Below are 12,686 nucleotides of genomic sequence, written 5' to 3' on the forward strand. Positions count from 1 at the left end.
TGGAGGTAAAATCATGCTAAAGAAAGTAATTTCATTATTATTAACAGTTTCAATGACTACGGTTTTATTTGTGGGTTGTGCTGCAAAAAAAGAAGATGTAAAGAAGGAAGAAACTTTAAAAAAGGTTACTGTTATTTTAGATTGGATACCAAACACTAATCATACTGGATTATATGTAGCGAAAGATAATGGATATTTTAAAGAAGAAGGACTTGACGTGGAAATTATTCAACCAGCGCAGGGAAGTACTGCAAGTTTAATTGCAGCGGGCAAAGGAGATTTTGGCGTAAGCTATCAAGAAGATGTAACTTATGCTAGAACTGCTAAAGATCCACTTCCAATAAAAGCTATAGCCACTATTATTCAGCATAATACTTCCGGGTTTGCATCGCCTAAGGAAAAAAATATTAAATCTCCTAAGGATTTTGAAGGAAAAACCTATGGCGGATGGGGGTCGCCTTCTGAAAATGCAATTTTAAAGGCGGTTATGGAAAAAGATAATGCGGATTTTTCAAAACTAAAGATGGTAGATGCAGGATCAGAGGATTTCTTTGCTGTAACTAAGAAAAATATTGATATTGAATGGGTATTTTATGGATGGACAGGAATAGAAGCGAAGCTTAAAAATATTCCTATTGACTATATTGATATTGGAAAATTAAATAAAGATTTAGATTATTATACTCCGGTAATTATAGCCAATGAGAACAAATTAAAAGCGGATCCTGAAATGGCAAAGAAATTTTTAAAAGCAGTTACAAAAGGATATGAATACAGCATGGAGAAACCTGAGGAAAGTGCTAAGGTTTTACTGAAAAATGCACCGGAGACAGATGAAGCTCTTGCCGTCGCAAGTCAAAAATATTTAAAGGATCAATATAAAGCTGAAGCTGAAAAATGGGGCGTAATGAAAGAATCGGTTTGGAATAATTACACCAAATTTCTTTTAGATAAAAAGCTTATAGGAAAAGATATGAAGGCGAGTGAGGCATTTACTAATGAGTACTTACCGAACTAGTAATGAAAAATTAAGAGTAGAAAATATTAAAAAAACTTTTGGAAGTATGAATATAATAAAGGATGTTTCTTTTTATGCAAGAGAGAATGAGTTTATAAGTTTACTAGGACCAAGTGGAAGTGGTAAAAGTACAATTTTTAATATTATATCAGGCCTTTTGCGTAAAGATTCGGGTGAAATTATATTTGACGGAGAAAAATGCTGCGATACTTTTGAAAAAGTAAGTTATATGCATCAAAAGGACCTGCTACTTCCATGGAAAAACATTGTGGATAACACTACACTTTCTCTTATTATAAAAGGAAAATCTAAAAAAGAGGCAAGGGCTCAGGCGCTTAGTCATTTTAAAACATTTGGGCTTGAAGGCTTCGAATATAAATATCCTTTTCAACTTTCAGGAGGTATGAGGCAGAGAGCTGCATTGCTTAGAACATATATGTCATCATCTGATATTATGCTGTTAGATGAGCCTTTTGGTGCACTTGATGCAATTACTAGGGCAAAGATGCACTATTGGCTAATAGACGTAATTAAAGAGCTAAAAGTTACCATAATATTTATAACTCATGATATTGAAGAAGCAGTATTCTTATCTGATAGAATATATGTATTATCAGATAAACCGGCAACTATAAAAAAAGAAATAATCGTTGATTTACCTAAAAACAGAAATAAGGATATTGTTACATCAGAAAAATTCAATGAAATAAAGAAAATCATTTTACAGACATTATAAGGAAAACACCCAGCTTAAAAGCATTTAAGTTGGGTGTTTTCCTTATAATGAGATTGAAAAATGTATGATAAATTTATAGTTGTGAGAAAATAGAACAATAAGCCACATGGAAATAAATAAAAAGTCAATATTGGAGGAAACAAAATGAAACAAGGAGCTATAGAAAGGAATTTAAAAAAAATAAAAAGTCAATTTGCTCAGATTGAAGAAATAGTAAAGCATACTAAGTCAAATGTACTATGGGAACATGAAGCTGCTGTAAGAAAGAAACTAAAGGAATTAAATGAGTTTAAGAAAGAAAATTTTAAAGACTATAAAAGGGTTCATGAAAATTATTCAGCATTACTTAAATATATATCAATAAGGCTTGTTGAGGACTATAACAAGAAAAATAATACAGATTTTAATTTTGAGAACATTTTAAAGGACAAGGGTGAAAGCTATTTAAAATCAGGAATTATAAGTGTGTTAATAACGGAGCATATTCCTGAGATTATATCTAGTGAGTTTGAACGCGTGTTTCCAACTAATCCTAAAAATGAATATGAGGGATCAAGAAAATTTAAAAGAAAATTTTATCTCCATTTAGGTGAAACTAATACTGGGAAAACATATAATGCAATGATGCGGCTTAAAGAGGCAACAAAAGGAATTTACCTTTCTCCCTTAAGAATATTAGCACTTGAGAATTTTGAAAGATTAAATAGAGAAGGTGTAAAATGTAATCTTGCAACTGGAGAAGAAGAAATAATCATTGAAGATGCAGCTCATGTATGTTGTACTATAGAAAAATTAAATATAAATGAGGAATATGAAGTTGGTATTATAGACGAAATTCAAATGATAGATAATGACCGGAGGGGAGCTGCCTGGACAAGAGCTGTTTTAGGATTAAAAAGTAAAGAGATACACATTTGCGGGGCTACGAATGCGAAAGAATTGCTAATAAAAATAATAGAGGATTGCTCTGAGGAGTACGAGATTATAGAGTATAAAAGGGATACCCCTCTTGTAATGGAAAATAAATCTTTTGTATATAAAAGCATTGAGGTGGGTGATGCGCTTGTTACATTTTCGAAGAAGAAAGTATTAGAACTAGCTTATCATTACTCAAACCTAGGTATAAAAGTAAGTTTAATCTATGGAGATTTACCGCCAGAAGTTAGAAAAAAACAGTACAATCAGTTTATTAACAAGGAAAGCACAATTTTAATATCTACTGATGCAATAGGTATGGGAGTTAATCTTCCTATAAAAAGAATAATATTTATGGATATTAAAAAATTTGATGGTAATGAGATAAGGTATTTAACTTCTCAAGAAGTGAAACAGATCGCGGGAAGGGCAGGTAGAAAAGGGATATATGAGGTTGGATATGTAGCATCTTATGGCGATTCTCAAGATTTTATAAGCGAAAGTTTAGATACAAGGGATGCAACTATAGAAAAAGGAGTAATAGGCCCAAGTGAAGCTATATTAAAAATCAGTTCGCTTTCTCTTAGAGAGAAATTAGCGTTATGGAGTACAAAAGAAGAAAAAACACCTTTTTATAGAAAAATGGATATAAGCGAGTATTTAGTGGTATTAGATAATTTAAGGAGTTACAAATTGGAAGAAAGAATTCAATGGAGACTCCTAAAAATTCATTTTGATGTATCTAATGATAAGATGATGAATGCGTTTTTAAAATATGTAGATGAATTGTTTATAACTAAAAGAGAGATTATCTCAAAACCACAGCGTCTATTAGAGGATCTTTATGAATTAGAGCTTTACTACCAAAAAATAAATATTTATTATTCCTTCTCAAAAATTTTTAAATTAAATTTTGATGAACAATGGGTATATGAGAATAGAATAAAAGTCAGTGAAGATATTAATAAAATTTTGAAAAGTATATAAAACAAATGATAACATCGATGATTCTTATAGAAAATAATATTTAAAAGTATAACTATTACTTGCTATACTTTTTTTACCTTTGTGCCCATCAAAACGCTGTTATAAAATATATTAAATATGTACATTATATTAATATAACAAAAAATCAACTTAAAGGAGGCACATAGTATGTCATACAGGAGTTTAGTACCAGAAGCAAAAGCAGGATTAAACAAATTCAAAATGGAAACAGCAAATCAATTAGGAGTAAACTTTACGGACTATAATGGAGATTTAACATCAAGACAATGTGGTTCAGTTGGTGGACAAATGGTTAAATTAATGGTAGAACAATACGAAAAAAACTTATAAGTTAAAATTAGATAGGGTGTGCAGCAAAACTGTATACCCTATCTTTTATTAAGGCATATTCACATAAATAATTAATTGGAAATTTATTTTTTATATATAGTTGACTTATACTACATAATGAAGTATACTAGATCTCGTAGTGTTAATTACTAATAAGGCTCCTTGGTCAAGCGGTTAAGACACCACCCTCTCACGGTGGGATCAGGGGTTCAATTCCCCTAGGAGTCACCATTAACACTTTTTTTTATTGGGATGTAGCCAAGCGGTAAGGCACTAGACTCTGACTCTGGCATCCGCAGGTTCAAATCCTGCCATCTCAGCCAAATATATTATCATAATGAATATAAATAATTCTAGCATAATGTTTATTTTGCTGGGGTTATTTTTTTGTATATTTTTTCCTTGAAATAATATTAATAATTATATTGTTAGATGAAGAAGTTAGGCATAATAAAAAGTATTAGTTAGACATTTATAGTTAATACTATATTTAAACTTTGAATTGTTTTGTACTTCAGAGAAGGACAAGGAGGGAAATATATGAAAACAGGTATAGTAAAGTGGTATGATGTTGAAAGAGGATATGGATTTATATCCGCTCAAGAAGGCGCGGATGTATTTGTTCATCATTTAGCAATAAAAGAACAAGGGCCAAGAAAGGATTTACATGAGGGAGAAGAAGTGCAATTTGATGTTGTAGATGCACCTAAAGGCCCTCAAGCTATTAATGTTCAAAAAATGTAAAAATATTCGTTATTATTAAACAATATAAATGGAAAAATTCCGGCACGCTCATTTAATCCTTTGAGTGTGCTTTTTTACAATGTATTTTGAATTTATTTGGTTGAAAAATATGGGCGTGCGTATAGTATATAATGGTAACACATTCTGGAATTTATAATATATAAAAATAGAAAAAACTCGATGGGGTGAAACTTTTGATTGCTATTAATGAAGAGATTATACGAGAACACAGTGATAAAGATTCTTATAAAAGTGGAACAGAGTATTATTTAAGTAATAAGGTTAAGCATATTGATATAGAAATAAAGAAGCGGGAAGATTACAGGGAAACTAAGATAACTTCAGATGTGGAGTCAACAAATTTCACTCGGTATAAAGTAGACACAAGTTTTAATAATAGTAATTCTTTTATAAGTTATCATTGTCAATGTAATGATTGTTATAGTTATTATGGAGAGGTGAGCATGTGCAAGCATGTAGTGGCTACATTATTAAAGTATTTTTATGAGAAAGACGAAATTATTAAAGCAAAAAGAATGGCTAAAACAAATAGTTTAATTAAACAAATAACTAAAAGTATAAATGGTGATCAAAGGATAAAATCATATCTAAATGTAGATGTAAAATATGAGCATGATCCTAATAGTGATAACCGAAAATCTTTTGTAAGTCTAAAGGTTGGAGAGGATAAGCAATACGTAGTTAAAAACATAAAAGAATTTTTTATTTGCTATAATAAAAGTTTTGAGTCTATGGAGTTTGGGAAAAAATTTACATACAATCCCTATTTGCACTCATTTAAAGAAGGTGATTTAAATATCATAGAACTTTTTAAAGAAGCGAGTGAACTTGAAGCGGTGGCTGGGGCTGCAAATACATATAAGGGAAATACAGTGAAATTTCTGTCTGGTAAAAAAGCTTATTTTACAGATAGCATGGTTAAAAGGTTATTTAAATGCTTATACAATAGGGATCTAACTGTGGTAATAAAAGGCGAAACGTTTACTAATGTACACATAAGGCAGAAAGCCATGCCCTTAGAATTCGAAATCAATAGAGAAGATAGTAAATTTATACTTCAGCAAAAAGAAGATATGCCTATTGCAATAAGCAATGATGGGGAATTCTTTTTCTATAAAGGTGAAATATATCAGCCACCTATTGCTCAAAGGGACGCATATTTACCTTTTTATAATAGATTTAAAGAGGAAAATAATAATTGCATAGAATTTTATGAACAAGAGAAAGATGATGTAGCATCATTTGTACTTCCAACTTTAAACAAGATAAGTGATAGAGTTGCCATAGACACATCATTAGAAAAAGAATTTTATATAGAAGAGCTTAAGGCGGTTGTTCATTTTGAAAAAAAGTCTAAAAATGTAGAGGTGTTCATAACTTTCAAGTATGGAGAGGTTGAGATAAATCCTTTTAATAGTAAAGAAAACAAAGCACAAGAGGGAAGAGTACTTATAAGAGACATAGAGAAGGAAATGGGTATCATAAATCAATTTCTTGAATTTGGTTTTGTTAGTACAAATAAGGGGTTTGATATTCGAGATGAAGCAAAGCTTCTAGAGTTTTTAGTTTCAGGACTGGAAAAGCTTCAGCAAGTGGCGGAGGTATATTATTCTGAAGAATTCAAGAAGATTAAGGTGCACGGAAATGCTGGATATAAGTCGAATATAAAGCTTAATAAGGATAATCTTTTAGAATTCAGCTTTAGCATTGAGGGGGTAGATAATACTGAACTCAGTAATGTTTTCTCAGCTTTAAGAGAAAAAAGAAAGTATCATAGGCTTAAAAACGGCAGTTTTGTTTTATTAGATTCAAATAATTTATTAAAAGTTGCTCAAATGATAGAGTATCTAAATATAAAGGATAGCGATATTGCGAAGAATAAAATTCTACTTTCAAAATATAATGCCATATATATAGAAGAAAAATTAAAACGAGAACAAATGGATTTTGTGAATACAAATAAAAAATTTAGAGACCTAGTTAATACTGTTAAGGATATTAGAGAATTGAAAGTAATAGTTCCTAAAACCTTAGATAGTATAATGAGAGATTATCAAAAGGTAGGGTTTAAGTGGTTAAAAACGCTTGCAAGTTGTGGATTCGGAGGGATACTAGCGGATGAAATGGGGCTGGGTAAAACACTTGAGGCTATAGCATTTATTCAATCAGAAGTGCAGGAAAATGAAAATAAGCAACCATCCCTGGTAGTATGCCCTACGTCGGTTGTATACAATTGGAAGGATGAAATAGAAAAATTTGCACCATCACTAAATTGTATAGTAATATCCGGAAATAAAAGTCAAAGAGTGCAGCAAAAACAAAGCATTGATGAGACTGATGTGATTATTACATCATATGCACTTATACGGCGAGACCTTGAGGACTATCAAAAGATAAAATTTAGATATTGTTTCTTAGATGAGGCACAGTATATTAAGAATTTTAATTCGCAAAATGCACATTCTGTGAAAAGTATAAATGCTATAAGTAAATTCGCACTTACAGGAACGCCTATTGAGAATTCTCTTACGGAGCTTTGGTCTATTTTTGACTTTATAATGCCAGGTTATCTTTTAAATCATAGTGCTTTTTCGAAAAAATACGAAGCGCCAATTGTGAAGGATGGAAGTCATGAAGCGCTACAAGAACTAAATAATCATGTAAAACCATTTATACTTAGAAGGACTAAATTAGAGGTTGCAAATGATTTGCCTTCTAAAATAGAACATAGAATTTCAGTAGAAATGACGGAGCAGCAGAAAAAGGTGTATTTAGCCTATTTAAAGGATGCAAAGGGAGAACTAGAAGAAGATATTAAGGCGAAAGGGTTTAATAAAAGCAAGTTTAAAGTACTGTCAATTTTAACAAGGCTAAGACAGATATGTTGCGACCCTTCTACTTTTATAGAGGACTATGTTGGGGGTAGCGGTAAAATGGAAGCTCTAGATGAAATTTTAGGAAATAGCTTAGAAGAAGGTCATAGAATATTAATATTTTCTCAATTTACTAGGGTGCTTAAAAACATTTCTAAGAGGTTAGATCCTAAAGAGATAAAGTACATGTATTTAGATGGCTCTACTAAGGCAGAAAAAAGAGTAGAAATGGTAAAAACCTTCAATGAAGGAGACACACAGGTATTTTTAATTTCTCTTAAAGCTGGGGGTACGGGTATAAACCTTACAGGTGCAGATATGGTAATACACTTTGACCCTTGGTGGAACCCGGCTGTGGAGTCTCAAGCTACAGATAGGGCTCATAGAATTGGGCAAAAGAAGACAGTAGAGGTGATAAAATTAATAGCAAGAGGGACTATAGAAGAAAAAATATTTAAGTTGCAACAAAAGAAAAAAGAAATTGTTGAAAGCGTTATTAATGATGAAACAGGAGCAGAATTATTTCTTTCTCAGATGAGCCAAAATGAAATTGAAGATCTATTTGTTTAATAATGCAGCTCCGCAGGAGATGATTTAACTGAATAAATTTATTAAGTAGTATCTTGCTATGGGGAAATAATATTGGGGTTTTTAGTGAAAAAACGAAAAAAATGTTGACTTATGTAGAAATGAATGTTATTATTTTGAAAAATGAATAATAATAATCCGTATAATCTTGATAATAAGGTTCAAGAGTTTCTACTAGAAGGCCATTAACCTTCTAACTATGGATTAATCCTATAAGTAAAGATTTTTACTGAAATTATGCCCGTGGATTAATCCTATCCATGGGCATTTTTTTTTGCTTAATAAGGATTTATAAATTCAACATTATATTTTACCTAGGAGGAAATGGCATGAAATCATTTTTGCAATCATTTTTTAAACTCAAAGAAAATAATTCAAACGTTAGGACCGAAATATTAGCGGGTGTTACTACCTTTATTACTATGGCATATACTATATTAGTAATTCCTAATATTTTAAAGTTTAGTGGTATGAATCTTCCTGGAATAAAGGGCGATGGTGCTGCAGTTTTTACAGCAACAAATGACCCTGTGGTAGGAGCAATTTTTACAGCAGTATGTGTAGGCTCTGGAATTGGTACTATTTTAATAGGTACCTATGCAAATTTACCTTTTGCAATTGCACCAGGTATGGGATTATGTGCTTTCTTTACATATAGTGTATGCTTAACACTCGGCTATACTTGGAATCAGGCTTTAGCAGCTGTATTTATTTCTGGAATTTTATTTATAATAATTACGGTTACTTCAATACGCGAAAAAATAGTAGATGCGCTACCAGCAAATCTCAAGATAGCTATTTGCGGTGGTATAGGATTATTTATTGCGTTAATAGGTTTTAAAACTGGAAGCATAGTAGTTCCGAATCCAGGAACTCTTATAAGTTTTGGTGAATTCACAAATCCACACGCTGCTCTTACAATTATCGGTATAATTATAACAGCAATTTTAATGGCTAGAAATGTAAGAGGAGCTATGCTTATTGGAATAATCGCAACGACAATAATTGGAATACCTATGGGTATAACAAATTTAGCTGGAATAAAGCTCTTAAGTACACCACCATCCATTGCTCCAACTTTTATGGCTTTTGACTTTAAGGGTCTTTTAGGAGCTGGAGGAGCAGGTGTTATAGGAGCGATAACTAGCATAATTATGGTGGTTTTAACTTTTAGTTTAGTAGACTTATTTGATACAATTGGTACTTTGGTTGGAACAGCAGAAAAAGCCCAGATGTTAGATGAAAATGGAAAAGTTCGAAATATGAGAAAAGCGCTCTTATCAGATGCTATCGCAACAACTATAAGTGCCTGTATTGGTACACCCACTATGGCAACTTATGTTGAATCTACTGCGGGCATAGCTGAAGGAGGAAGAACTGGGTTAACATCTTGCGTGGTAGGCGTTTTATTTCTATTCTCTTTATTCTTTGCAGGTATAGTTGGGATAGTGCCACCAGAAGCAACAGCACCTGCGCTTATAATGGTTGGAGTCCTTATGATGGGTGCAGTTACTAAATTAGATTTTGATGATTTTACAGAAGCACTTCCAGCTTTTTTTACTATGGCTATAATGCCTTTTAGCTATAGCATAGCTAATGGTATAGCGGCGGGAATAATATTTTACCCTATACTTAAGGTTAGCACAGGAAGAAGGAAAGAAGTTCATCCAATAGTTTATGTGCTTGCAGCGTTATTTATTTTAAGATTTATCTATCTACCGGATTAAGAAGTTATAGTTAATTAATTAAAGATATCATAAATATAACTTCTTGTTTATAAAAAAACAGGCCTAGACTTATTTGAAAGTTCTAGTGCCTGTTTTTTATTTTGTTTAAATCATTATAATTTTACAGTTTGACCGATATCAATAATTTTTATGCTTCCATCATTTATTCTTTTTAAAGTATCACAGGTAACCTCATCTTCATCCTGAGCTAAAATATAGGTTTTATAATGAACTGGGATCATGATTTTAGCTTCTGTCATTTTAAACATTTTAAAGCTCTGCTCAGGAGTACAATGCATTTCTTGAAACTCATCAGGTTTATAGCAGCCTACAGGCATGATAGCAACATCTGCTATTAAATTTTTATATGTATCAGTATATGCAGTATCACCAGCAAAAAAAATCTTTTTTGAACTACTTTCAATTATATAGGAATTGCTCTCAGCTTCAGCTCCCCAAGGATAACGTCTACCATCATGATTTGCTTTTAAAGCCTTTATTTTTATGTGATTATCATTATACGTTTCATCATTGTTTAGAAGAATTATACTTTTAAAACCTAAAAGTCTTAAAGGAACCTTTAGGTTTTTAGGAGCAATAATTATAGCACTTTTATTTAGTTTCATTAGAGTGGAGTAATTCATATGATCCATATGACCATGAGACAGCAATATATAATCAATATTAATGGAGGCTAAGTTTAAAGATGGTTTAACTAATCTTTTTAATTGACCAAGATATATACTAGTTACAGGGTCAGTTACTATAACCTTACCACTTAAATTAATAACTACAGTAGCATGGCCTACCCAATGAATAGAATTTGTTACTACGGGCTCATACGATGGCACACTAATGGGATTGAAGTACAATTTAAAGTTTCTACGATGTAATTCATACATATATTTAAAGATTTTCGGGAATTTATTAAAGCTCATTTTATACCTCTTAATTTTAATATATTCGTTTTATAATAAGATTAAAAAATCTAATTTAATTATAACATAACCTGCTATATTATATATATATATGTATTAAATTACTAAATAAAAAACAATTGAACTAATATAATATATAATATATAATGTACACAAGAAAGTGTGTACATTATATATTATATACATATTCTATTATTTATGTAAACGGAATCAAAAAAGGGGGACTTATACATGATTGGCTTCTTAAACGCTTTACTAAAAATATCACCAGTATTTTTAATGGCAGGATTAATGATGTCTAAAATGGATGCATTACTAGCGGCACCAATAGCAACTATTTACGCAGCTATAATAGCATCATTAGTATGTAAATTTAAATTTAATGACATTGTTGATGGTGCGGTGGATAACGTAAAAGAAATGCAATTAGTTTTCTTTATACTGATGGCAGCTTATGCAATGGCAGAGGCTTTTATGTCAACAGGAGTGGGTGCATCAATAATTAATTTCTCATTAACACTTGGATTAACAGCTAGAACTGTAGCTGTAACAGGATTTATGGTAACGGCAGTGCTTTCAGTTGCAACTGGTAGTTCATGGGGAACCTTTGCAGCTTGTGCTCCGATTTTTCTATGGCTAAACCATATAGTAGGAGGAAATTTATTACTTACTACAGCAGCAATTGCTGGTGGAGCTTGTTTTGGAGACAATATAGGGCTTATTTCTGACACAACGGTCGTAAGTTCAGGTATTCAAAAAGTGGAAGTTATTGATAGAATAAAGCATCAAGGTGTTTGGTCACTAATATGTTTAACAATAACTGCAATTATGTTCTATGCTGTAAGCGTTGGAATGGGACTTCCAACAGTAATTGGTAATGCAGCGGATGCAATAGATAAAATTCCAAAAGATGTATGGGTATCACTTGAAAAAGCTAGACCTTCAGCAGTTGAACTTTTAAATCAAGTTAAAACCGGGGTTCCATATTATATGGTAATTCCATTATTGGTTGTACTTGTAGTAGCAATTAAAGGACTTCCAACACTTGCATGTTTAGGGCTTGGAATAATAACATCTTTAATCCTTGGATTGACAGCGGGAACAGTAGAATCTGTACCTCAATTTTTAGGATTAATGAAAATAGGTTTCGCAGATGCAGGTTCATGGGTTATTGTCATGATGATGTGGGTTGGTGCCTTTGGAGGCATCATGGGTAAAATGGATGCATTTGCTCCGTTATCAAGATTAGTTTCTAAAATTTCAAAAAATGTACGCCAACTTATGTTTTGGAATGGAATGTTGTCAATTTTAGGTAATGCTGCATTAGCAGATGAAATGGCACAAATAGTAACAGTTGGACCAATAATCAAAAATTTACTTGAAGATAACGTAGAGGGTAGCGAAGAAGATATGTATACATTACGTTTAAGAAATGCTACTTTCGGTGATGCGCTTGGTGTATTTGGGTCACAGCTTATTCCATGGCATGTATATATAGCTTTTTATATGGGGATAGCTTCATCAGTTTATCCACTTCACAAGTTTGTACCTCTTGATATAATAAGATATAACTTTATGGCTATGGTGGCAGTAGGTTCATTATTACTACTTACTATAACAGGACTAGATAGATTTATACCATTATTTAAATTGCCGACTGAACCCAATGTTAGATTAAAGAAAAATATTAAGACGGATAGTAAAGATGAATTATCTGCTTAAATGTAAAGTTTTAATAATATGTAATAAAGCACTATATTGTAAATATACAATATAGTGTTTTTATTA

Annotated in this window: 9 protein-coding genes, 2 tRNA genes and 1 riboswitch; of the genes, 10 read left to right on the forward strand and 1 reads right to left on the reverse strand. The window is 31.7% G+C overall.

The annotated features are described in order from the left end of the window. Positions 1 to 13 precede the first annotated feature (13 nt). From ACWJKS_RS07960 to ACWJKS_RS08000, 9 genes are all read left to right on the forward strand, one after another. Positions 14 to 1,018, forward strand: a complete 1,005-nt coding sequence (locus tag ACWJKS_RS07960; protein WP_216303570.1) for an ABC transporter substrate-binding protein — start codon at positions 14 to 16, stop codon at positions 1,016 to 1,018. After that, complete coding sequence (locus ACWJKS_RS07965) at positions 999 to 1,754, forward strand: ABC transporter ATP-binding protein (protein WP_216303569.1); 756 nt, start codon at positions 999 to 1,001, stop codon at positions 1,752 to 1,754. Before ACWJKS_RS07960 ends, ACWJKS_RS07965 begins: the two co-directional genes overlap by 20 nt. A 144-nt stretch (positions 1,755 to 1,898) precedes the next feature. Then, on the forward strand, positions 1,899 to 3,656 hold the full coding sequence (locus ACWJKS_RS07970; RefSeq protein ID WP_462960902.1) for a helicase-related protein: 1,758 nt from the start codon (positions 1,899 to 1,901) through the stop codon (positions 3,654 to 3,656). 168 nt (positions 3,657 to 3,824) lie between these two features. Next, on the forward strand, positions 3,825 to 4,007 hold the full coding sequence (locus tag ACWJKS_RS07975) for an alpha/beta-type small acid-soluble spore protein (protein WP_216303567.1): 183 nt from the start codon (positions 3,825 to 3,827) through the stop codon (positions 4,005 to 4,007). 156 nt (positions 4,008 to 4,163) lie between these two features. Then, a tRNA-Glu gene (locus ACWJKS_RS07980) sits at positions 4,164 to 4,238 on the forward strand. Positions 4,239 to 4,255: 17 nt separating this feature from the next. Further along, positions 4,256 to 4,330 (forward strand) — tRNA-Gln (locus ACWJKS_RS07985). A gap of 217 nt (positions 4,331 to 4,547) precedes the next feature. Further along, complete coding sequence (locus tag ACWJKS_RS07990) at positions 4,548 to 4,751, forward strand: cold-shock protein (RefSeq protein WP_165413599.1); 204 nt, start codon at positions 4,548 to 4,550, stop codon at positions 4,749 to 4,751. A gap of 197 nt (positions 4,752 to 4,948) precedes the next feature. After that, on the forward strand, positions 4,949 to 8,215 hold the full coding sequence (locus ACWJKS_RS07995) for an SNF2 helicase associated domain-containing protein (protein ID WP_462961061.1): 3,267 nt from the start codon (positions 4,949 to 4,951) through the stop codon (positions 8,213 to 8,215). A gap of 136 nt (positions 8,216 to 8,351) precedes the next feature. Further along, positions 8,352 to 8,453: riboswitch (purine riboswitch) on the forward strand. Between the two features lie 109 nt (positions 8,454 to 8,562). After that, positions 8,563 to 9,960 carry an NCS2 family permease gene (locus tag ACWJKS_RS08000; protein ID WP_216303564.1) on the forward strand — a complete coding sequence of 466 codons (1,398 nt, stop codon included), beginning with the start codon at positions 8,563 to 8,565 and terminating at the stop codon, positions 9,958 to 9,960. Positions 9,961 to 10,073: 113 nt separating this feature from the next. On the opposite strand, the gene ACWJKS_RS08005 is transcribed toward ACWJKS_RS08000, so the two are convergent. Continuing rightward, a complete protein-coding gene (locus ACWJKS_RS08005; RefSeq protein WP_216303563.1) occupies positions 10,074 to 10,898 on the reverse strand; it encodes an MBL fold metallo-hydrolase in 825 nt (274 codons plus the stop codon). 231 nt (positions 10,899 to 11,129) lie between these two features. Here ACWJKS_RS08005 and ACWJKS_RS08010 point away from each other — a divergent pair, with 231 nt between their 5' ends. Next, complete coding sequence (locus ACWJKS_RS08010; RefSeq protein WP_462960903.1) at positions 11,130 to 12,620, forward strand: Na+/H+ antiporter NhaC family protein; 1,491 nt, start codon at positions 11,130 to 11,132, stop codon at positions 12,618 to 12,620. Positions 12,621 to 12,686 lie beyond the last annotated feature (66 nt).

The sequence above is a fragment of the Clostridium sp. CM038 genome, assembly GCF_055081105.1.

Coding starts and splice junctions, on each gene's coding strand:
- ACWJKS_RS07960 (WP_216303570.1), top strand. CDS start 14: ATGCTAAAGAAAGTAATTTCATTATTATTAACAGTTTCAATGACTACG.
- ACWJKS_RS07965 (WP_216303569.1), top strand. CDS start 999: ATGAGTACTTACCGAACTAGTAATGAAAAATTAAGAGTAGAAAATATT.
- ACWJKS_RS07970 (WP_462960902.1), top strand. CDS start 1,899: ATGAAACAAGGAGCTATAGAAAGGAATTTAAAAAAAATAAAAAGTCAA.
- ACWJKS_RS07975 (WP_216303567.1), top strand. CDS start 3,825: ATGTCATACAGGAGTTTAGTACCAGAAGCAAAAGCAGGATTAAACAAA.
- ACWJKS_RS07990 (WP_165413599.1), top strand. CDS start 4,548: ATGAAAACAGGTATAGTAAAGTGGTATGATGTTGAAAGAGGATATGGA.
- ACWJKS_RS08000 (WP_216303564.1), top strand. CDS start 8,563: ATGAAATCATTTTTGCAATCATTTTTTAAACTCAAAGAAAATAATTCA.
- ACWJKS_RS08005 (WP_216303563.1), bottom strand. CDS start 10,898: ATGAGCTTTAATAAATTCCCGAAAATCTTTAAATATATGTATGAATTA.
- ACWJKS_RS08010 (WP_462960903.1), top strand. CDS start 11,130: ATGATTGGCTTCTTAAACGCTTTACTAAAAATATCACCAGTATTTTTA.